The sequence below is a fragment of the Streptomyces sp. NPDC056296 genome, from assembly GCF_042268605.1.
Taxonomy (GTDB): domain Bacteria; phylum Actinomycetota; class Actinomycetes; order Streptomycetales; family Streptomycetaceae; genus Streptomyces.
In genome coordinates, this window is sequence record NZ_JBHJRX010000045.1 from 59,487 (window position 1) to 79,111 (window position 19,625).

Sequence of the window (19,625 nt, forward strand, 5' to 3'; positions counted from 1 at the left end):
CGGCTTCCCTCTCTCGGGCGTCTCAGAAGAACGTGCGGACGTAGTCGACGACCGTCCCGTCCGCCTGCGCGACCGGGATGAGCTGCCACTTGTCGAAGGACGTGCACGGGTGGGAGAGGCCCGTCCCGACCCAGTCGCCCACCTCCAGGTCCGCGTCCCCGGTCGTGCGCAGCCAGGCGTGCTGGTCGGACAGGCCGGTCACCTCGACGCCGGTGGCCGGACGCTCGGCGCCGTCGCGGCGGACGACCTGGGCGAAGGGCAGGTGGAGGTCGTAGGCCGCGTCCCGCTTGCCCGCGTTGGTGAACGCCTGCTCGGGGGTGGGGCGGGAGACGACCTGGCTCCACAGGCGGAAGGCGGGCTCCAGGGCGCCCTCCTCGGGGACCCGGTTGAAGGGGGTCAGCTCGCGGTAGTGGCCGTCGTCGTGGGAGACGTACGCGCCCGAGCGCAGCAGCTTCAGCACCGGCAGGGAGAGGCCGGGGACCTCGGCGAACACGTCGGCGACCGCGTCGAACCAGGCGCTGCCGCCCGCGCTCAGCACGATCTCGTCGAGCCCGGCCGCCGTGAACCGCCCCGCCTTGTCGAAGTCCACGGCCAGCGCGACCAGCCGTCGCAGCCACGCGTGCACCTTCTCGGGGTCGGCCCCGGGCACCTCGCCCTCGTACCCGGCGACACCGGCCAGCCGCAGCGTCCGCGCGCCGGCCACCGCGTCGGCGACGGCCGCGCACTCGGCCTCCGTGCGGACGCCGGTCCGGGCGCCCTCACCGGCGGCCAGTTCCACCACGACGTCCACTGGCCGGGCGGCGCCCGCCTCCGTCAGCGCCGCGTCCATCAGCCCGACGCCGCGCACCGAGTCGACGTAGCAGACGAAGCGGAAGTCCGGGTCGGCGTCCAGTTCGGCGGAGATCCAGCGCAGGGCGGCGGCGTCGACCAGCTCGTTGGCGAGGAAGATCCGCCGGAAGCCGAAGGCGCGGGCGACCCGCACCTGGTGCGGCACGGCGAGGGTGATGCCCCAGGCGCCGTGCTCGATCTGGCGGTGGAAGAGCTGCGGGGCCATGGAGGTCTTGCCGTGCGGCGCGAAGGCGAGACCGTGCCGGGTGGCGTACGTCTCCATCAGCCGCAGGTTGTGCTCCAGGCGCTCGGCGGACAGGGCCAGCACGGGGGTGGTGAAACCGCCGGTGAAGAGGTTGCGGCCCTGGCGGGTCAGCTCGGCGACGGTCAGACCGTCGGCGTCCGGCGGGAGGCCCTTGAAACGGTGGTCGACGCGCTCCTCGGCCAGACGGGCGAGGGCTTCGGTGCCGGTGTCGAGGGCCATGGAGCCTCCCTGATCTGATGCGTTGCAAGCAGTGCAACGATCGTTGCGTATATCGCTTACTGCTGTCTAACATCTCGGCCAACGCGGGGTCAACGGATCCGCCGAGGCCCGCGAGAGCGACGAGGAGCCCCCACCATCGTGACCGCCACCGGACCCACCAGCACCGCCCCCGACGTCGTGGACGTCGTCGCGCTCGGCGAGTCCATGGTCACCTTCCTTCCCTCCGTGCCCGGGCGACTCGCCGACGTACCCTCCTTCGACCGGGCCATCGGCGGCGCCGAGTCCAACGTGGCCTGCGTACTGGCCGCCGCCGGGCACTCCGCCCGCTGGGTCGGCCGGGTCGGCGCCGACGGTTTCGGCGACCACCTCGTCGAGGCGATCGGCGCCTACGGCGTGGACGTCTCCGCGGTGCGCCGCGACCCCGACCGCCCCACCGGCGTGTACTTCCGCACCGCCGGGGACCGGGCCACCGACGCGCACGAGGTGGCGTACTACCGGGCGGGCTCGGCCGCCTCCGCGATGTCGGCCCGGAACATGGACCTCGACGCGATCCGCTCCGGGCGCGTCCTGCACCTGTCCGGCATCACGCCCGCGCTCTCCGCCGACTGCCTCGCCCTGATGCGCGAACTCACCGCCCGCCGCCCCGGCCGGCCCCTCGTCTCCTTCGACGTCAACCACCGCCCCGGACTGTGGCGCGGGGACACCGACGGCTCACGGGTCCTCCTTGAACTGGCGCGCGGCGCCGACCTCGTCTTCGTCGGCGAGGACGAGGCCTGGGACCTGGGCGGCCCCGAGGCCGTGCGCGCCGCCCTGCCCGAACCCGAGCTGCTCGTCGTCAAGCAGGGCGCGACCGGCGCCACCGCCTTCCACCGGACCGCCGGCGCCGACGGCACCCAGGCCCACCACGTCACCACCGTCCCCGCCCTCACCGTCGACGTCGTGGCCGCCGTCGGTGCGGGCGACGCGTTCGCCGCCGGGTTCCTCTCCGCCACCCTGCGCGACCTGCCCGTCCGCGAGCGCCTGCGCCACGGCCACCTGATGGCCGCCGCCGCCCTCACCGCCCCCGGCGACCTCGCCACACCCCCGGCCCGGCACCACGCCGACCGCCTGGCCGCCCTCGACGACGACGCGTGGGGGAGACTGCGACTCGGCCCCGGCTGGACACAGGCCGGCGAAGGGGCCGAGGAGGAGGTACGAACCCCATGAGCCAGACCGTCGACCGCGCGCTGAGCATCCTGCCGCTGCTCGCCGAGGGCCCCGCCGACCTGGGCCGGGTCGCCGACCGCCTCGGCGTCCACAAGTCCACGGCGCTGCGCCTCCTGCGGACACTCCACGAGCACGGCTTCGTCTACCGCCAGTCCGACCAGCGCTACCGCCTCGGCGCCCGGCTGATCGCCCTGGCCCAGGAGGCGATGGAGAACCTCGACGTCCGCGAGATCGCCCACCCCCACCTCGTACGCCTCAACGAGAGTTGCGGACACACCGTCCACCTCGCCGTCTACGAGGAGAACGAGGTCCTCTACATCGACAAGGTGGAGAGCCGCTATCCGGTCCGCATGTACTCCCGGATCGGCAAGCCCGTCGCCATCACCGTCGCGGCCGTCGCCAAGCTGCTGCTCGCCGACCTCCCCGAGAACGAGCGCCGAGCCGTGGTCGAGAAGCTCGACTACCCCCTGTACACGGCCCGTTCGACACCGAGCGCCGACGGCTTCCTCAAGGAGCTGGCCAAGGTGCGCGAACAGGGCTGGGCCACCGACCTCGGTGGCCACGAGGAGTCCATCAACTGCGTCGCCGCGCCCATCCGGGGCGCCGACGGCCGGGTGACGGCCGCGATGTCGGTCTCCGCGCCGAACGTCGTCGTCACCGCCGACGAACTCCTCACCCTGCTCCCGCTGGTCCGCCGTACGGCGGACGCCATCAGCGGCGAGTACTCCGGCAGGACCCCAGTCAAGGAAGTCACCGCATGACCGACAAGATCGCCCTCACCCCCGCGACCCACACCGTCCCCCCGGCGAAGTTCAGCCACGGCGTCAAGAGGGGCAACATCCTCCAGGTCGCCGGCCAGGTCGGCTTCCTCCCCCACGAGGAGGGCAAGGCCCCCACCCCGGCCGGCCCGACCCTGCGCGAGCAGACCCTCCAGACCCTCGCCAACGTCAAGGCGATCCTCGAAGAGGGCGGTGCCTCCTGGGACGACGTGATGATGATCCGCGTCTACCTCACGGACGTGGACCACTTCGCCGAGATGAACGAGATCTACAACGCCTACTTCGAGGAGCAGGGCCTCACCCAGCCGCCCGCCGCGCGCACGACCGTCTACGTCGGTCTGCCCGCCGGACTCCTCATCGAGATCGACGCGCTGGCCGTCCTCGGCTGACCCTCGCCACCGTCTTTCCTTCCGTCTGACTGTCGCACGGGACGGCGCCCCTCACCCCCGGGGGCGCCGTGCCGCGCCCCGCCGTGCTCGAAAGCTGTATGTGTTTACCCAGAGGACCCCCGTATGTCCCCCATATCCCTCCAGCTCGCCGCCTCCGCACCAGCGGAGACCCCACCCCACACCGGTGGCCTGCTCCACCTGATCGACGGCACGGCGGGCCTGCTGACCGTCGCCACGATCGGCATCGTGCTGCTGCTCTTCCTGATCATCAAGGTGCGGCTGCAGCCGTTCGTCGCGCTGCTCGCCGTCTCCATAGCCGTCGGCCTGCTCGCCGGCCTGTCGGTCACCGAACTCTTCGGCACCGTCCAGAAGTCCGACGCCGTCTCCACCATCGAGTCCGGCATGGGCGGCATCCTCGGGCACGTCGCCATCATCATCGGCCTGGGCACCATGCTCGGCGCCATCCTCGAGGTCAGCGGCGGCGCCCAGGTACTCGCCTCCCGGCTGCTGGGCCTCTTCGGTGAGAAGCGCGCGCCCCTCGCCATGGGCCTGACCGGCCTGATCTTCGGTGTCCCGGTCTTCTTCGACGTGGGCATCTTCGTCCTCGCGCCCATCGTCTACGCCGCCGCCAAGCGCTCCGGCAAGTCGGTCCTGCTCTACTGCCTGCCCCTGCTGGCCGGCCTGTCGATGACCCACGCCTTCCTGCCGCCGCACCCCGGCCCGGTGGCCGCCGCCGGACTGCTCAAGGTGGAACTCGGCTGGGTGATCCTCATGGGCATCGTCTGCGGCATCCCGGCCGTACTCGCCGCCTGGGCGTTCTCCGCCTGGATCGGCCGCCGCATCTTCGTGCCCGTGCCGCAGGACATGGTCGAGGCCGCCGAGGAGGCCAAGCAGGCCGTCATCGACGAGCAGAGCAAGTCCGGCGTCGCGCCGCAGGAGCACCCGGTCGCGCTCGGCACGGTCCTCGGCATCATCGGCACCCCGCTGGTCCTCATCCTCGCCGCGACCTTCTCCTCCATCGCCCTGGACGAGTCCACCCTCCGCTCGGTGATCGAGTTCTTCGGCAACCCGTTCGTCGCCCTGACCATCGCCCTGCTCCTCGCCTACTACCTGCTCGGCATCCGGCGCGGCTGGTCCCGCAAGTCCCTGGAGACCGTCTCGACGGCCTCGCTGAAGCCGGTCGGCAACATCCTGCTGGTGGTCGGCGCGGGCGGCGTCTTCGGAGCCGTCCTCAGCGCCAGCGGCGTCGCCCAGGCCCTCTCCGACACCTTCAACGACGTCGGCCTGCCGGTGATCGTCCTCTCCTACCTGATCTCCCTGGTGCTGCGGGTCGCCCAGGGCTCGGCGACGGTGGCCATCGTGACGACGGCCGGCATCGTGGCACCGCTGCTCGCCGAGGGCGACCACTCCCAGGCGTTCGTCGCCCTGGTCATCATGGCCATCTCGGCGGGCTCCATCTTCGCCTCGCACGTCAACGACGGCGGCTTCTGGATGGTCGCCAAGTACTTCGGCATCAGCGAACGGGACACGCTGAAGACGTGGACCGTGCTGGAGAGCGTGCTGTCGGTCGCCGGGTTCGTGGTGGCGGCGGTGCTGAGCCTGTTCGTGTAGGCGTCTGATAACGAAGTTGGGGCTGGCTGTGTCCGACACAGGATCGTCGACCATACTGCCCGCTGTGGAGCAGCGCAGAGGATCGACCAGCCAGCCCCTGGAAGGCGCCGGATTCGACCCGGCATTCATCCCCGGGCTCACCGCGCCCGTGACCGGTGAGCCGGAGGACACGAGACCGGCGAAGGACGCGGAGGGGGAGCCCGAGGACGTTCGCGTCGCGGACGAGACCGCGGCTTCCGAACCCGCCGAACAGGCCGGGGAGCCGGAGGAGGGGGAAGAGGCCCCGGACCCCGACGGCCCCGTCTTCGAGGCCGCCGACCGCCGCGCCAGGATCGTCGCCGACCACAAGGGCGTACGTCTCTCCCTCGACGACCAGAGCTGCGAGTTCCGCTGGAACGAGGTCGGGGCCGTCGAGACGGAGACGGGCCGCTTCGGCAAGCGGTTCACCGTCACGGTGCACACGCCGGACCGCCGCTGGTACCCGATCGAGATCGAGGCGACGTCGCGGAGCCGCTTTCCGGAGTGGGAGTCGGCCCTGGACGAGGTCCTGGACGCGTACTTCGAGGACGGCGAGACGCGGGACGGGGCGGAGCCCGACGCGACGTCCGAAGCGACGTCCGACGCGGAGGGCGAGGCGAAGTCCGACGCGGAGGATGAGGCGAAGCGCGACGCGAAGTCCAATGCGGAGGATGAGGCGAAGCGCGACGTGAAGTCCGACGCGAAGGGCAGGGCGGACGGGGACGAGTAGGCGCATCGCGTGAAGATCCCCGCACGCCCTCTTGTCCCACCGGCCGCCATGAGCTTGGTTGGCCCGCATGGCGGACACCACGGGCAACACCAGTGACACCGGGGCACCACGCGACCCCGACTCGGCACCCCGTAAATCCAGTTGGCGCTACATCGGCCCCGGCATCGTCGTCGCGGCGACCGGGGTCGGCGCCGGCGACCTCGTCGCCACCCTGATCGCGGGCAGCAACTTCGGCTACACCCTGCTGTGGGCGGCGGTCCTCGGCTGCCTGGTCAAGATCTCCCTCGCCGAGGCGGCGGGCCGCTGGCACCTGTCCACCGGACGCACCCTCTTCGACGGCTGGGCCAGCCTCGGCCGCTGGACCACGTGGTTCTTCGGGATCTACGTCGTGATCTGGGGCTTCTCCTACGGCGCGGCGGCGATGTCGTCCAGCGCCCTCCCGTTGCAGGCGCTGTTCCCCGGCGTGATGGACCTCGAATGGTGGGGCGTGGCCTGCGGCGTGGTCGGCCTGGTCTTCGTCTGGTTCAACAAGTACGCGGTATTCGAGAAGGTCATGACGGTCATGGTGGGCGTCATGTTCGTCGTGACGGTCTACCTCGCGATCCGGGTCGCGCCCAACCTGGGGAACGCCTTCGCCGGCCTTCTCCCGGTCATCCCGGACGGCGAGGACTCCGTCCTCAACACCCTCGGCCTGATCGGCGGCGTAGGCGGCACGATCACGCTCGCCGCCTACGGCTACTGGGTCAACGCCAAGGGCTGGGCCAACACCGGCTGGATGAAGGTCATGCGGCTGGACAACCGGGTCGCCTACATCACGACCGGTGTCTTCGTCGTCGCCATGCTGTTCGTCGGCGCGGAGCTGCTGCGCGCCGCGAACATCGCGCTGTCGGGCGGCGGCAAGGGCCTGGTGCAGCTCGGCGACATCCTGGAGGACGAGTACGGCACGGCGACGGCCAAGTTCTTCCTGATCGGCTTCTTCGCCACGTCCTTCACCTCGCTCATCGGCGTGTGGCACGGCGTGAGCCTGATGTTCGCGGACTTCGTGGCCCGGCAGCGCGAGAGGAGGACGGGCGAGGTCGGCGAGCCGGGGGACAAGGTCAAGGAGATCGCCACCGGCGAGCACGAACGCTCCTGGCCCTTCCGCGCCTACCTCCTCTGGCTGACCTTCCCTCCCATCATCCTGCTCTTCCAGGGCGAACCCTTCCGCCTGGTCATCATCTACGGCGTCCTGGGCGCGGCCTTCATGCCCTTCCTCGCCCTGACCCTGATCTGGCTCCTCAACTCCTCCCGCACACCGCGCGAATGGCGCAACGGCTGGCTGAGCAACGGCATGCTCGCCGTCGCGGGCCTCCTCTTCCTCGTGCTGTGCCTGAAGGAGGTCTGGGACCAGCCGTGGGCGGACTTCTTCTGATCCCACCGGCCCACAGGCCCACCCGCCCGGACCTACCGGAGCTTGTCCCACTCCGGACTGAGCGCCATCTCCCGCAGCTGATCCATGGTCAGCGCGGGAGTCTCGCGGGACGGCTCGGCATGCGCGGCACCGTTGTTGAAGGCGCTGATCACGACGCGGAAGCCGTCCTTGCCGGGCCGCAGGGTGTCAGCCGTCCACATCAGGACCCCGGCGACCCGGTCGTCCCCGTTCCCCTGGCGGGTGGCGACGCGGGTGCCGTCGGGAAGGGTCTCGCCGTCGCGGTACAGCTGGTCGGCGACGTCGTGCATGCCGTACTGGACGTTGACCTGGACGAGGCTCTCGCCCCGCCCGTCGTCGACGACGGCGTAGGTGTACTCGGTCTCCTGGCCGCCCTTCTTCACCACGTCCAGCCCCTTGGGCAGCAACCCGGCCAGCGTCTCGGTGATGTCCTTGCCGGAGACGGCCGGCGGCACGGTGTCGGACGGGGCGGACGGGGCGGACGGGGCGGGCTTGGTGGGCTTCGGCGTCTCGGGAATCGCGTCCACCACCTTGCGCCACACCTCCGCCGTGACGACCTCCTTCAGCTCCTCCATCGACAGGGGAGGCTCCGGGCGGGAGACGGGCGCGCCCTTCTGCGCGGGGGCGTTCCACTCGCCGACGCTGACATGCTGTCCCTCGGTCGTGACCAGGTCGGCGGACCAGTACTTGGTGTCGACGCGCTTGTCGGGATACTCGTAGCCCTTGAGGAGCCTGAGCAGCGAGCCGTCGGCCAGCCGGGTGGAGGAGCAGTCGTCGTACGGGGTGAACGTCTTGTCGGGGCACCCAGTCAGCTCGCGGACCTGGGGGCTGCCCGGATCGAGCCGGGCGAAGCTCACGTTCATCGCGGCTGCCCCCTCCCCGTCGTCATACACGAGGTACGCGTACGGCCCGTCCCCCGATCCGCGGGCGTCCTCCTGACTGAACTTCCCCTCCGGAAGCAGCTTCTTGAGCTCACCGAGGACCGTGTCGCCGGAGACGGGAGGCGGAGCGGGCTTCGTGGCGGAGGCGGACGGCCTGGAGGTGGCTCCGGAGGCCGCGGCGGAGACTTCGGGACCGTCGGACTTCCCCTGCGGCAGGAGCAACGCTCCGCCCACCCCGACCAGCGCGACACCGGCCACCGCCCCGCCGACCACCCCGGCCCGGCGCCGCGTCAGCGCCCGCCGCCCACGGCTCCGCCCCCCGGCGACGAGAGCCGTACGGTCGGCGTCGAAGCCGCCGCCGGCGTCGTGCAGGGCGGCGGAGAGCCGCTCCTCGAAGGGGGTCTGGTACTGGTCTCCGGGCATGGCGAACCACCCTTTCCGCAAGGTGAGTGAAGTGAAAGCCGAAGTGGGGGAGGGGACGTATGACTGTGTGGGGCGGCCGTCAGGGTCTGGCGTACTCCGCGAGATCCTCACCGAGCAGCTCACGCAGCCGTCCCAGCGCCCGGGAACACCGCGTTCGCACCGCCGCCGAGCTGACGTTCATGACGTCGGCGGTCTCCTCGACGGACCGGTCCTCCCAGTACCGCAGGACGACGACGGCCCGGTCCTTGGCGGGCAGCCGCGCGAGCGCGTCCAGCAGCGTCAGCCGCAGCGAGGCGTCCCCGTCCCCGGAGCCGGGCAGGTCCGGGAACACGTCCGTCGCCCGCTCCCGGCTGCTGCGCCGCCGCTGATGGGCGAGGAAGGCCCGGGTGAGCACGGTCTGCGCGTACCCGGCGGGATTTCCCACCCGGGACACGCGCCCCCACCGCACGTACAGCCGCCCGAAGGTCTCCTGCACGAGATCCTCGGCCAGATATGTGTCCCCGGCGGTGAGCAGACACGCGGACCGGTACAGATGCCCGGCCCGCGCCACCGCGAACTCGGCGTACTCGTCCGCTCGCGCTTGCCTCATGTCCATGTCCCCCGTGCCCACCGCTGCCGCGTACTGCCTTCACCTCATTGATGCGGTGGGCCCCGGAAAATGTTTCATACGGACTTCACAGGAGGTGGTCGGCCTTGCCCGCCTTGATGTCGAGGATCATGCGGCGTAGGGCGTCCCGGCTGTCGGTGAGGGGAGTGTCCTCCTCGCCGGCTATGGCGATGTAGGCGTTGCCGGTGGTGTCGGTGCCGAGGCGGAAGCAGGAGTTTCCCTCGCCGCAGAAGGGGTCTTCCCACGTGATGTCGCTCATCAGGCATCTCCTCAAAGGTCGTTGGCGATCTCGCCGATGAAGTCGCGTGATGCCGCCGACGACAGGGCGATCCGCTCCATCCAGTCCAGGTGGGCACGGTACTTCGCCAGCTGGGCGTCGGCGTGGAGGAAGTCCGGCCCGTGCGAGCTGTCGATCTGCACCGTGTCCAGTTGGGCAACCGGTCCCTCCGCGTACAGCACGGTCTGTCCGGCCCCCGGGAAGGCGCCGGCGGCGAAGGGGATGACCAGGACGGTCACGTTCTCCTGCTCCGACTTCTCCAGGACGTGGTGCAACTGCGCCTTGGCGACGTGGCGTCCACCGAACTGCATGCGGAGCGCCGCCTCGTGCACGACGGCGACGAACGGCGTCGCATCATTGCCGTCCAGCACCTGCTGACGCTCCACGCGGTGGGCCAGGCGCAGGGCGACCTCGTGGTCGGGCAATTGCGGGATGACGACACGGAAGACCGCCATCGCGTGGTCGGAGGTCTGCAACAGTCCCGGAACGTGCATGGAGTAGGCGGCCCGCATGCGAACTGCGTGCGCCTCCAGCTCCGCGATGTCCAGCATCCCCTGGGGAAGGAAGCCCCGATACCTCTCCCACCACCCGCGCCGACCGCCTGCTGCCATGCTCACCAGGGCCTCGACATACTCGGCGTCCGGGCATTCGCAGTTGCAGGCGAGGGTGCGGATCCGCTCCGGGCTGACCGCCCGTACCCCTGACTCGATGTGCGAGATCGTGCCACGGTCGACGCCCAGCAGCCCCGCGGCGGACTCCGCGGACATCCCCGCCGACGTACGCATGCGACGGACTTCGATCCCGAGCCGTTTCTGACGTGCTGTGGCTGACGTCCTCGCTCCCACACCGCTCCCTCCACCTGCCGTCGTGAGCAGCCTGCCACCCACGATCGAGCGCACTTTTCACTTCATGGTGCCAAATTAGGCACCCGCGTCGATACATTCAGTACCGCACACGCTACACACGGCGATTGGAAGTGCATCGCGCACGCCTGCCTGCGCGACGGAGCCACCGACCGCCCCCGACAAAGGAGTCGCCATGCCCCCGTCCCACTGCCCCGTCGCCCCCGCCTACCCGGCGGACCCGACACCCCCCATCCCCGAAACCCTGGCCTACAGCTTCACCCTCCCCGCCGCCCTCTCCAGCCCCGCCCTCGCAAGGGCGACGGCGCGCCACGTCTTCCGGACGCACGGCCTGACCGACATGCTGGACCCGGCGCTGCAAGCGGTCAGCGAACTCACAGCAGTCGCCTGCCAGTTCACGGAGTCGGTGGACTACTACCTGACCCTCCGCTACCGCTTCTCCACCCTCCGGGTCATCGCCTACGACAGCCACCCCCGCCACACCAGCCCCCACCTGGCCACCGCCTGCGACACCCGCCGCCGCGCCGCCCTCCGCCTCTTGGCCTGCGTCTGCCGCGCCTGCGACGGCACGTGGGGCTTCGGCGAGGCGCGGGAGCCCGGCGGCGGCACGCGCATGTGGGCGACACTGCCGAGGGCGAGCGCGGCGGCGTACGGGACGTCTTGACGACGTAGGCCACAGTCGGCCGTGGTGGTGCCTGTACGGTTGCGCGTTCGCAACTGTTCCACGCCATGGCGTGAGGTTCTTCGAGAAGGCCGCAGGAGGCGGATCTGGCCTGTCGGGCAGCCAGAACGCAACTATGCAGCAGGAAGGTGGGAACCGGATGTCCTTTCTGGAATTCGCGGAAGCTGAGTTAAAGGACATGACAAGCAAGCTGCAGCCGGAGCCCTGGGAGCTGGGCCCGGCGGCCGGACAGATGAACGCAAGGACAGCCCAGCAGAACGTCAGTCAGTGATCGGGTCACGGCCACCAGACCCGCGTATCACTATGACTGTCGGTGATGGTGGAGATGGTCTGCCTAAAGACGTCGGCGCCGTGAACCTCGGCGAGGTGGGCCTGGACCTCGCCGGTCGTCAGGCCCTTCGCGGACAGCGAGATCACCACCTCGTCGACGCCGGACAGACGCTTCGGCCGCTTGCGCAGGACCTTCGGTTTGAGGGTTCCGTCCCGGTCACGGGGAACGGGTATCTCGATCGGTCCGACGTCGGTGAGCACGGTCTTGCCACGTTTCCCGTTGCGTGAGTTGCCGCCGTTCTTGCCGACTGCGTCCTGCTTGTCATAGCCGAGATGGTCGGTGATCTCGCCTTCGAGGGCGGACTCCAACAGGCGCTTGGTCAGCTGCTGCAGCAGCCCGCCCTCGCCCGTCAGATGAAGACCCTCGGCTTGGGCCCGGCCGACCAGCTCGTCGATCAGCTGGTCGTCCACGGCCTTCACCGGCACAGCCTTCGCAGGCTCGACACCCTTGAGCTGCACGTGTCCGGGTGGCGGGGGCGGCCGGCGATCTCACAGAGCGCGCGGACACGGCCCGGATCTCAGCCGCGTCGGTCCGGGCCGAACCCGGCTAGCCCTGTCCCGAGAAGGATGTATGCGGCGAGGGCGAGGGCCGGTATGTGCCCGCCCGCGCGGTCGACGTCATCGATGTAGTACCCGGACAGTCCCAGCCAGGCCAGCCCACCGACGATCACCAGTGCGACGTTTCCGGTCTCGCCCATGACCCGCATGCCGGCCCACAGCAGCAGCGGCATGAGAGCCCAGGAAGCGGCCGTGGTGAGTAGGAACTCGAAGGTGCCGGCGAATGCGTCGTCGCTTCCGGCTGCATTGTCGCGTGCCGAAGCGAAGCCGGCAGACATGAGGGTGTGGCAGGCTGCGGTGGCGACTACGACGGTGACGGCGCCTTTGATGAATCGTACGTACCGCATGGGGATCCTCGCTCTTCGCAGGCTGTGGGCCCCAACGCGGTGTGTTGGGGCCCACGGCTGGGTGCGGACGGTGACCAGCAGGTGGTCTGTCCTTCAGTTCCTACAGGGCGCGTTCCAGGGCGTTGGCGTAAAGCCGGGCTCCGGCGATCTTCGGGTGGAACGACTTCATCGACGGGTTGGGCGCCTCGTTGTCTGCCTCGGAGCGGCCGGTGGTGACGATACCGTGGATGGATTCCGGGTCACCGCAGATTGCCTTGCCCTGAAAGTCCGGGGCGGGGTCGACGAAGGTGGCTCCGACCGATGTCGCCGCGGCCTTCATTTCCTGGCTCAGTTTCGGAGCGACCTCCTCGTTCAGCCACGGCGCCTCCTCGGTGCCGATACCCGGGATGCACTGACCGTTGCTGGACAGCAGCGGCGGGTAGCCCACGAGGTAGATCTTGGCGTGCGGTGCACGTTCCTTGATCTGGTTGAGTACCTTGACGATCCTCGGCTTCACCTGGTCGGTGATCCAACCCGGCACGAACTCCTTCAGCGGGCCGCTCATTTGGCCGGTCTTGTCGCCCGTGTCTGGGTTGCGCGTCTCGATCTCCGCGTCCTGGCAGAGCTTCAGTCCGGCCGCCCAGACGCACTCGTTGAACACGTCCGTGAACAGGGAGTCGTTACCGCCGATGGTGATGGTGACGATGTCCGTGTTCTGGTCGAGATAGCCGAGGTCCATCTGCGGCAGCGCGTTCCACTGTGTCTTGCCGCCCGTCCAGACGTTGTAGGTGCGGGCGCCGCCGCAGGCGATGAAACTCAGGTCGACGTTGCCGTAGTCGTCGGAGATCGTACCGATGGACTGTGACCTGCCGGGCAGGGTCGCCTGCCGGATCCAGGCCTGCTTGGAGCGGTGGCACTTGTTGAGCACCTCGCTGCCGCCGAGGTCCTCCTTGTAGTCCGTTTCCCGGAAGTAGTCCTTCCCGCCCTCGCTGTCGACGCCCTCGCCGGAGGCGAAGGAGTCTCCCATGCCGACCACGTGCGTCGGGTTGGCGTCCAGTTTCTGGAAGGCGACGGCGTCCCAGGCGATGTCCACTCCCGGCGCTTCGTCGGTGATGTTGGACAGGGACACCGAGGGGGTTCCGGTGAAGTTGAAGACGCTGAGCGACCGCCACTCGTTGCTCCGGATGCGCTGCGGGGCGACACGCTGCGGAGACTTGGAGTCGGTGCCCGACACGGAGTACTTCGCCTGCTGGGACCGTGCGGCCACGTTCGGCATGTGGACCAGGACCCGGGTCCAGCCCTTGACGGTGCTGGGGCCGGTCCAGGTGCCGGTGGCCTTCAGCCGCTGATCCGTCCCCGGGGAACTGGCCTTACGGGTGGTGGAGAACCAGATGTGGTTGCCGTAGCCCACACCGAGCTGGTGGGTGTCCATCTTGGCCGAGGGCGTGGCGAAGTCGAACTTGAACGAGCCGGACGTTTGCGCGGTGTCTGAGCAGCGTCTGAAATCGGTGCCGGCGATTCGCTGACCCGAGTTGACGTTGTCGACGATGGTCGTGCCGATGGGGAGTCCGGAGTTGCACCGTGGCGGGTGGGCGTTGCCGTCCGCCTCCTCCGGGTAGGTGTTGTTGAAGCGGAAGATCTCGTTGCCGCATGCACCGGCTCCGCAGTTCTTCCACTCGACCTTCTGGTTCCACCAGCATCGGAAGTCCGAGCGTTGGCACGGGCCCGTCGCCGGCGAGTCGTTCGACGCGCCTTCCTTGATCTTGTTCGGGTCGCACTCGTTGGAGCCGTCGCAGAACAGAGCGACCGGCGGCTTGGCTAGGGTGCGGAACATCGCGTCGGTCCACCAGGCCGGCCGGAAACCGTGTACGAGTGTGCCCGGCGCCTCCAGGGCCTCCAGCGGGCGCGCGGCCCAGCCGATGACCTTCTCGGGGTACGGCCAGAACTGCGGCTTGGCGGCGTGGGAGTAGTCGTCGCCGCCGTTCTCGTTCTCCAGGAACGGGGTGCGGTTGGGCTTGTAGGTCGGGTTGGCCGGGTTGTTGGCCCAGCCCACGCCCCACTTGCCGCCGTTCTCCCCTGCGGTCGACTGAGGATAGAAACCGGAGTTGTAGGCCCACAGGGCGAAGAACCAGTTCTCGATGCCCTTCGGGTCGCCGTTGTTCACGGTGAGACCGGCGTTGCGGGTCTGGTTCCACTTCTCGGCGAGGATGTTCACGCCGGCCGCGACGTTCGCGGTGTAGTCCAGCGCGACAGCCTCCTGGTAGGCACGCGGCTTGGACGGCCGTACCTCGCCGTTCTGGTACGGCTTGCCGGGCAGCCGCATGCCGTCGGTGACCTGCGTGATGCCGTAACCGCAGTCTGCAGCTGGCCAGTTGATGGCCCAGGGATCGTCGACCTGACCGTGCTCGTCGTGGACGAGGCCGTAGTAGTTGCCGATGAGACTGTTGGCGGTGGTCCCCGGTGCGGCGAAGCGGGTGGCCTGCCACATGTTGGACTCCTGGGCGGTGATGCCGAGGAACACCTGGGCCGGGATACGCCCGCCGCCGGACAGCGGGGTGCGACCGCCGATGAGGGCCTGCGGCGCGTAGGCGCCCATGCCCATGTTCTTCCAGTTGGCGGCCCGGTACACGTGCTTGTCCATCGTGCCTTCGATGGCCCGGTTGACAGCCCACTCGATCTGCCGCGGCTTCGGCTGGAACGCTTGCTTCTGCGGGTTGCCCCGCTCTACGGCGCAGGTGCGTTCCGACTCCGGCTCGGCGATGTTCAGCATGGGTGACATCTTGTTGCCGCCCACGGTGCCACCGCTCTTGGCGGGTGGGGTGCCGAGTGCCGGGGAGCGGACCTCGCCCTCGGCCGGGTCCGGATTGACCGGGGACGTGGCCGGGTTGGCCTCGAAGACGGGCTCGCTGCCGGTGGGCAGGTGGCTCATCTCGATGCGGGCCGTGCGCGACGTGTCGTATTCCGAGGGGCGGATCCGGGTGTCCTTGCCGTCGGCCCACGCGGAGTTCACGACGGCGCGGGCCATGGTAGAGGCGGTGGCGTCCTTGTCGATCCCGCCGGGGTTGCGGACGTCCTTGGGCAGGGTGCCGACGTTCTTCGCGGTGCCGGTGACGATCGTGGTCCCGTCGGCGGCGCGTGTGAGGTCCATGCCGGTCAGGTCGCCCTCGGCGACCGTCCGGGCCTTGACGGCCCTGCCCTTGAGCTGCCCACCGGTCAGGTACTTGACCTCGGACTTGTTGCCGGCGGAGGCGGCCTCGGCGGGCTTCGCCGCGGCGGCGCGGGACAGCACCTTCTTCGCGGCCCGCGCGTCGTGCTTGCGGTCCAGGAAGGCGATGCCGCCGCCCTTGGTGACGGAAAGGCTGAAGGGAGTGTTCTCCGTGCGTGTGACCAGCTCGGACTTCCCGCTGTCCGTGATCCGGACGATCGCGTTGCCCTGCGCGGCGAAGATGCCGTCGCGGGTGGGGACCGCGGAAGTGACCTGACCCTGCACCGTGATCTTTTTCTGCGTCTTGCCCGTACGGGCATCGACGGTGATCAGACGGGTCTCGTTCCTGTCCGACGTGTTCTCGTCCGTGAACTGCGACAGAACAGCCTGCTCGCCGGCGCCGCAGCCGGGCGAGAAGTAGGCGAGGCTCGCCTGGAACGGCAGCTTCGTGACCTCGCCCGAGTTCAGGTCCACGGCAGCCGTGAAGGCACCCCGGGCCATGAGATGAGGCTTGTTGGTGAAGGTGCGCGGCGCGTAGGCGACCAGGGCGCGGTCACCGGAAGGGGTGACACAGGCATTGCCGATCCAGGTGTCGGTGTCGGCGAACCCGGGTTCGACGAGGGTCGCGGCGCTCTTCCAGCGGTAGCCGGCGGCCTCATCGGCGATCATGAGGTGAAAGCCGGTGGCATCGCCGATGGTGGTCCACGCGGTGTCGGAGGACTTGGTGTAGCCGCTGCCCAGCACCTTGCCGCGCTTCTCGGCGGGAATGCGGTCCTTGTTGCCGTCCTTGCCCGCCTCCACAGGGGGCGCTGCGGGATCGGACCACCCCTCGGTGGCGTTCGGAGGCGGCGTCGGTGCCTGCTCGGGGGCGGCTTGGGCCTGCATCGCGGTACCGAAGGCGATCGCCGTGGCGATCGCGCAGCTGATCGGAACACGCGCATACGTGTGTCTGTTGACACGTCTCAAAGCGCTGGTCTCCTTGAGTAAGCGGGGGCGCTCGTGCGGCAGCGCAGCGGAGCCCCTGCACGCGGGTGGATGCGTCGGCGGGGCGGATGGGACCGTTCCCGAAGAGAGGGCCGGCGGGTCACTGGCACGCGTCGATGCCTGTGCGGTCTCTGCGTCAGGAACCGAGTAGGCGACTGTTGTTCTGCTCTGCTCGGAAGGCCAGCCAGGATGTCTTCGGGCTGCTCCCAAGCAGCAACGCGTCGAACTCCTGCGCTGTTGCGGTGATCTGGCTGACGATGGTCCTCGGTCACCGCTATGCGGAAGAGCATCGGCTCGATGCGATGCGCGGCGGGCTTGACGGCCCAGCCGGCTCAGGCTGCAGCGCCGAGACCTTCGGCAGGTGTCACATTCCCGTCTCTCCCCGTCTCGATAAAACGGGAGGAATGCGGTCGTATGCGGCGTTGCATCAGCAACACTCGCTCCCCCCGGACGACACACGGAGACCGGGTTAGTGAGACCAGGTCGCCTGAGTGCGAGGTCACTTTAGACATGTGGCACCGGCGGAAATGAGTACTGGTCGAGGACATGGCAAAAGAAGGTCATGCTGACGAAGTGTCCGGACACTGCGTGCCCCGACTCCTGATCAGTAGTTTTCCTGTGAAGCGGAACGGGGCGGGCCGGACGGCGCGCTTCGGTACGTTGGCTGAATCCGGCCTCTGTCGATCGTCCCGTGCGAACCGTGGTACGTCGGCCGACGCTTCCTTGCTTGCCCCGGTCTACTGCGCAACCGGAATGCGGCGAAAGGAAGACGGGGCGGGATCCCGCGAGTCGGTCAGGCATCTGGTGCGAGTAGCCAGCGCATCAGCCACGGCAATCGTGCAGTAGCAGCATCGTTTCGGAGCAAACCGGGCAGCCGACCGCCAGCGATCCGCCGACTGACCGCCATTTTGGCTAGATCACGCCCGCGATGACGCCACCGGGACGCCCGACGAGGATTGCCGTCTTCCCTGATGTCGCTGCCCAGTCCCGTCCTACCTGCTGCACCAGCGTCGCCTTTGCCTCACATCGGCAGGAGGGTGCGGTCTGGCGGAAACCCCCCTACAAAGCAACCGAGTGCTCGCACCCTGGCGGGTCATGGAATCAACGACGACGCTCGTATGTGCATTCGATGCGGTACTCTCCGTGCGCCAGGATCACCTGGCTGTCACTTTAAGGGGAGAAAGTGAAGAATGTAGTGCGTTTGGGGGGCGTCTGCGCCGCCGTGCTGGCTGTGACGCTGACAGTGCCAGCTGCCTCCGCTGCGGACCGGGCCGAGCCGAAGGGCAACACGCCCCTCGCGGCCATCGACGTCGCGGGCGTCAAGGTCGACAAGGAAGCGTCAGACGAAACCAAGCAGATCATTGCGGCCGACACGGGGGCTGCCACGGCCGCCGCCAACGTGTGCGGATCCGGCTACAGCATCTCCGTCGATGCCGCCCGCTACGGCAACTACGGCACCACCTACACCTGGACCAACGGCAAGAAAACAGGCGACAGCTACTACGACAGGCCGATCTGCGCCGTGTTCTTCAACGACACCGGAGCCGCCCACTACATGCGCCTCAAGCTGGCGGACAACTACACGTCCACCCCCGACGTGGAGGACAAGGGCACGTTCAGTTCCTACGCCGGGCCCGTCTACCAGAACCGCGGATACTGTGGCCAGGCGTACTCCTACATGAAGGTCGGCAGCAAGGTCGTCGTCGACAACTACCTCACCGTAGGCGCCTGCAACTGATGCCATCCCGCCGCAACGTGCTGCGCCCCGTAACTTGGGGCGCAGCCCTGCTCATGACCACACTGATTACCGGTTGCTCAAACAGCGAGGGCACACCTCCCAAACCTTTGTCCACTCCGCCAGCCGCGCAGAGCAGCGCCCCAAGCGCTCCGGACTCACCCGAAGCCAGCCCGGAACCGTCGCCGGTCATCAGTTACCTGGGGAAGACGAAAATCGTCACCCTCGGCGACACGGAGGTGCGCGCCACGCGCAATGCGCTTGGATTCAATGTCGCCTGCAACATGACCAACGTTTATGACAGGCCACTCAACTTTAGAGTCACCGTCAGTATTGGCAACGGAAAGGACTGGGTGCAAAGCACCACATTCGATTTTGGTCAAGTGAAGGCAGGGCAGACCGGTAGGGAAACTACCCTGATGGGCGACTCCTATGAAGGTGAACTACCGGACGATCCCAAACTCTACATCGATACAGTCATTAACTACTGAATGCGTGCAAATTGAAGAGCTCTTTCAGTGTAGCCACTGATCGGGTGACGCTGAGGTTGAAAGGATGGGGTCGCAGGCTACGGGATTTCCAGTGCGAATCCGATCTCGGCTATTGATCAGAAACGCATGGAGGTCAGGACGTAGTGGACGATGGGGCTGCCGAAGTAGCCGCGGACGATGTGCGGTTGTCGCTGGCGTCTGCGGAAGAAGCGGCGGGTCTCGGGGGCGAGTTCGGCCTGCTTCCGGGCCCGGTGCTGTCTGGGCAGGCTGTGCTTGAGGTCGGCGTTGACCAGTTCGTCAGGGTTGAGCTCGGGCGAGTACGGCGGCAGAAAGTGTGGCTCGACGTCGTCGGGGGTGGGCGACGAGCCAGTCGCGGACCTCCCTGGAATGGTGGGCAGAGTGCCTGTCGACCACGAGGTGGACCTTGTGGTCGAAGTGGCCGGCGAGCCGGTCCGGGAAGCGGCACATCGCCTCGGCGGTGAAGTGCTCGGTGAAGCATGAGTGCATCCGGCCCTTGACGTTGATCGCGGACATGGCGTTGACCAAGGACCGGTTCCCGCTGCGCCGCGCGACGGGGGTCTAGCCCTTCTCGCCCCAGGTGCGGCCGGTGACCTTGTCGGATCGGCTCGACGGCCCGCTTGTCCGGCCGTTGGAACGACAGTCCCCACCGCTTGAGGTACTTGCCCACCCCGGGCTAGGTGTACTGCCCAGGGACGTTGGTCAACCTGGTGACGGGTGGTTTGCCGCCGGTTGCGGTGTGGGGGCGGTGGTGATTGTAGTGATGGAGCC

General features: G+C 68.6%; 17 protein-coding genes and 2 pseudogenes. 10 read left to right on the forward strand and 9 right to left on the reverse strand.

All coding sequences use genetic code 11. From position 1 onward, the window contains the following. Nucleotides 1-22 precede the first annotated feature (22 nt). Nucleotides 23-1,312, reverse strand: a complete 1,290-nt coding sequence (locus ACFCZF_RS29135; protein ID WP_376674159.1) for an amino acid deaminase — start codon at nucleotides 1,310-1,312, stop codon at nucleotides 23-25. Nucleotides 1,313-1,450: 138 nt separating this feature from the next. Here ACFCZF_RS29135 and ACFCZF_RS29140 point away from each other — a divergent pair, with 138 nt between their 5' ends. The 6 genes from ACFCZF_RS29140 to ACFCZF_RS29165 all read left to right on the forward strand — a co-directional run bounded on the left by ACFCZF_RS29140 (nucleotide 1,451) and on the right by ACFCZF_RS29165 (nucleotide 7,456). After that, nucleotides 1,451-2,518 (forward strand): sugar kinase, encoded by a 1,068-nt coding sequence (locus tag ACFCZF_RS29140; protein WP_376674160.1) that lies wholly within the window; start codon nucleotides 1,451-1,453, stop codon nucleotides 2,516-2,518. Next, complete coding sequence (locus ACFCZF_RS29145) at nucleotides 2,515-3,279, forward strand: IclR family transcriptional regulator (protein WP_376674161.1); 765 nt, start codon at nucleotides 2,515-2,517, stop codon at nucleotides 3,277-3,279. Before ACFCZF_RS29140 ends, ACFCZF_RS29145 begins: the two co-directional genes overlap by 4 nt. Next, nucleotides 3,276-3,686 carry a RidA family protein gene (locus ACFCZF_RS29150; protein ID WP_337304106.1) on the forward strand — a complete coding sequence of 137 codons (411 nt, stop codon included), beginning with the start codon at nucleotides 3,276-3,278 and terminating at the stop codon, nucleotides 3,684-3,686. The genes ACFCZF_RS29145 and ACFCZF_RS29150 overlap by 4 nt, the downstream gene beginning before the upstream one ends. A 123-nt stretch (nucleotides 3,687-3,809) precedes the next feature. Then, the gene (locus tag ACFCZF_RS29155; protein WP_375914975.1) at nucleotides 3,810-5,297 is read left to right on the forward strand and encodes a GntP family permease; all 1,488 of its coding nucleotides are present in this window, start codon (nucleotides 3,810-3,812) and stop codon (nucleotides 5,295-5,297) included. A gap of 64 nt (nucleotides 5,298-5,361) precedes the next feature. After that, nucleotides 5,362-6,045 carry a hypothetical protein gene (locus ACFCZF_RS29160; protein ID WP_376674162.1) on the forward strand — a complete coding sequence of 228 codons (684 nt, stop codon included), beginning with the start codon at nucleotides 5,362-5,364 and terminating at the stop codon, nucleotides 6,043-6,045. Nucleotides 6,046-6,112: 67 nt separating this feature from the next. Then, nucleotides 6,113-7,456, forward strand: coding sequence for an Nramp family divalent metal transporter (locus ACFCZF_RS29165; RefSeq protein WP_376674163.1), 1,344 nt, complete (start codon nucleotides 6,113-6,115; stop codon nucleotides 7,454-7,456). Between the two features lie 32 nt (nucleotides 7,457-7,488). Here ACFCZF_RS29165 and ACFCZF_RS29170 read toward each other — a convergent pair whose 3' ends face one another. From ACFCZF_RS29170 to ACFCZF_RS29185, 4 genes are all read right to left on the reverse strand, one after another. Then, on the reverse strand, nucleotides 7,489-8,778 hold the full coding sequence (locus ACFCZF_RS29170; RefSeq protein ID WP_376674164.1) for a hypothetical protein: 1,290 nt from the start codon (nucleotides 8,776-8,778) through the stop codon (nucleotides 7,489-7,491). 79 nt (nucleotides 8,779-8,857) lie between these two features. Further along, nucleotides 8,858-9,367, reverse strand: coding sequence for a SigE family RNA polymerase sigma factor (locus ACFCZF_RS29175; protein WP_376674165.1), 510 nt, complete (start codon nucleotides 9,365-9,367; stop codon nucleotides 8,858-8,860). An 85-nt stretch (nucleotides 9,368-9,452) separates the two neighbouring features. Then, nucleotides 9,453-9,644, reverse strand: coding sequence for a hypothetical protein (locus ACFCZF_RS29180; protein WP_210957697.1), 192 nt, complete (start codon nucleotides 9,642-9,644; stop codon nucleotides 9,453-9,455). An 11-nt stretch (nucleotides 9,645-9,655) separates the two neighbouring features. Continuing rightward, nucleotides 9,656-10,507 (reverse strand): helix-turn-helix domain-containing protein, encoded by an 852-nt coding sequence (locus tag ACFCZF_RS29185; RefSeq protein ID WP_375914990.1) that lies wholly within the window; start codon nucleotides 10,505-10,507, stop codon nucleotides 9,656-9,658. 193 nt (nucleotides 10,508-10,700) lie between these two features. On the opposite strand from ACFCZF_RS29185, the gene ACFCZF_RS29190 reads away from it, so the two are divergent. Together ACFCZF_RS29190 and ACFCZF_RS29195 are read left to right on the forward strand one after the other, a co-directional pair. Next, on the forward strand, nucleotides 10,701-11,189 hold the full coding sequence (locus ACFCZF_RS29190) for an ATP-binding protein (protein ID WP_375914993.1): 489 nt from the start codon (nucleotides 10,701-10,703) through the stop codon (nucleotides 11,187-11,189). A 157-nt stretch (nucleotides 11,190-11,346) separates the two neighbouring features. Further along, entirely contained in the window at nucleotides 11,347-11,478 is a 132-nt protein-coding gene (locus ACFCZF_RS29195) for a hypothetical protein (RefSeq protein WP_376674166.1), read from the forward strand. Between the two features lie 11 nt (nucleotides 11,479-11,489). Here ACFCZF_RS29195 and ACFCZF_RS29200 read toward each other — a convergent pair. The 3 genes and pseudogenes from ACFCZF_RS29200 to ACFCZF_RS29210 all read right to left on the reverse strand — a co-directional run. Then, a pseudogene (locus ACFCZF_RS29200) lies at nucleotides 11,490-11,996 on the reverse strand (transposase); the annotation flags it as partial. Nucleotides 11,997-12,055: 59 nt separating this feature from the next. After that, nucleotides 12,056-12,442, reverse strand: coding sequence for a hypothetical protein (locus ACFCZF_RS29205; protein WP_375914996.1), 387 nt, complete (start codon nucleotides 12,440-12,442; stop codon nucleotides 12,056-12,058). A 100-nt stretch (nucleotides 12,443-12,542) separates the two neighbouring features. Continuing rightward, complete coding sequence (locus tag ACFCZF_RS29210) at nucleotides 12,543-16,592, reverse strand: GDSL-type esterase/lipase family protein (RefSeq protein WP_376674167.1); 4,050 nt, start codon at nucleotides 16,590-16,592, stop codon at nucleotides 12,543-12,545. Nucleotides 16,593-17,841: 1,249 nt separating this feature from the next. On the opposite strand from ACFCZF_RS29210, the gene ACFCZF_RS29215 reads away from it, so the two are divergent. Together ACFCZF_RS29215 and ACFCZF_RS29220 are read left to right on the forward strand one after the other, a co-directional pair. Then, a complete protein-coding gene (locus ACFCZF_RS29215) occupies nucleotides 17,842-18,348 on the forward strand; it encodes a hypothetical protein (RefSeq protein ID WP_375915002.1) in 507 nt (168 codons plus the stop codon). Between the two features lie 53 nt (nucleotides 18,349-18,401). Next, nucleotides 18,402-18,836: a hypothetical protein gene (locus tag ACFCZF_RS29220; RefSeq protein ID WP_375915005.1), complete on the forward strand. Its 435-nt coding sequence runs from the start codon at nucleotides 18,402-18,404 to the stop codon at nucleotides 18,834-18,836. 116 nt (nucleotides 18,837-18,952) lie between these two features. Here ACFCZF_RS29220 and ACFCZF_RS29225 read toward each other — a convergent pair. Further along, a pseudogene (locus ACFCZF_RS29225) lies at nucleotides 18,953-19,530 on the reverse strand (IS630 family transposase); the annotation flags it as partial. Nucleotides 19,531-19,625: the final 95 nt, after the last annotated feature.

Excerpts from the sequence above, each read along its gene's own strand:
- ACFCZF_RS29135 (WP_376674159.1), bottom strand. The coding sequence starts at position 1,312 with ATGGCCCTCGACACCGGCACCGAAGCCCTCGCCCGTCTGGCCGAGGAG.
- ACFCZF_RS29145 (WP_376674161.1), top strand. The coding sequence starts at position 2,515 with ATGAGCCAGACCGTCGACCGCGCGCTGAGCATCCTGCCGCTGCTCGCC.
- ACFCZF_RS29150 (WP_337304106.1), top strand. The coding sequence starts at position 3,276 with ATGACCGACAAGATCGCCCTCACCCCCGCGACCCACACCGTCCCCCCG.
- ACFCZF_RS29155 (WP_375914975.1), top strand. The coding sequence starts at position 3,810 with ATGTCCCCCATATCCCTCCAGCTCGCCGCCTCCGCACCAGCGGAGACC.
- ACFCZF_RS29165 (WP_376674163.1), top strand. The coding sequence starts at position 6,113 with ATGGCGGACACCACGGGCAACACCAGTGACACCGGGGCACCACGCGAC.
- ACFCZF_RS29170 (WP_376674164.1), bottom strand. The coding sequence starts at position 8,778 with ATGCCCGGAGACCAGTACCAGACCCCCTTCGAGGAGCGGCTCTCCGCC.
- ACFCZF_RS29175 (WP_376674165.1), bottom strand. The coding sequence starts at position 9,367 with ATGAGGCAAGCGCGAGCGGACGAGTACGCCGAGTTCGCGGTGGCGCGG.
- ACFCZF_RS29180 (WP_210957697.1), bottom strand. The coding sequence starts at position 9,644 with ATGAGCGACATCACGTGGGAAGACCCCTTCTGCGGCGAGGGAAACTCC.
- ACFCZF_RS29190 (WP_375914993.1), top strand. The coding sequence starts at position 10,701 with ATGCCCCCGTCCCACTGCCCCGTCGCCCCCGCCTACCCGGCGGACCCG.
- ACFCZF_RS29195 (WP_376674166.1), top strand. The coding sequence starts at position 11,347 with ATGTCCTTTCTGGAATTCGCGGAAGCTGAGTTAAAGGACATGACAAGC.
- ACFCZF_RS29205 (WP_375914996.1), bottom strand. The coding sequence starts at position 12,442 with ATGCGGTACGTACGATTCATCAAAGGCGCCGTCACCGTCGTAGTCGCC.
- ACFCZF_RS29220 (WP_375915005.1), top strand. The coding sequence starts at position 18,402 with ATGACCACACTGATTACCGGTTGCTCAAACAGCGAGGGCACACCTCCC.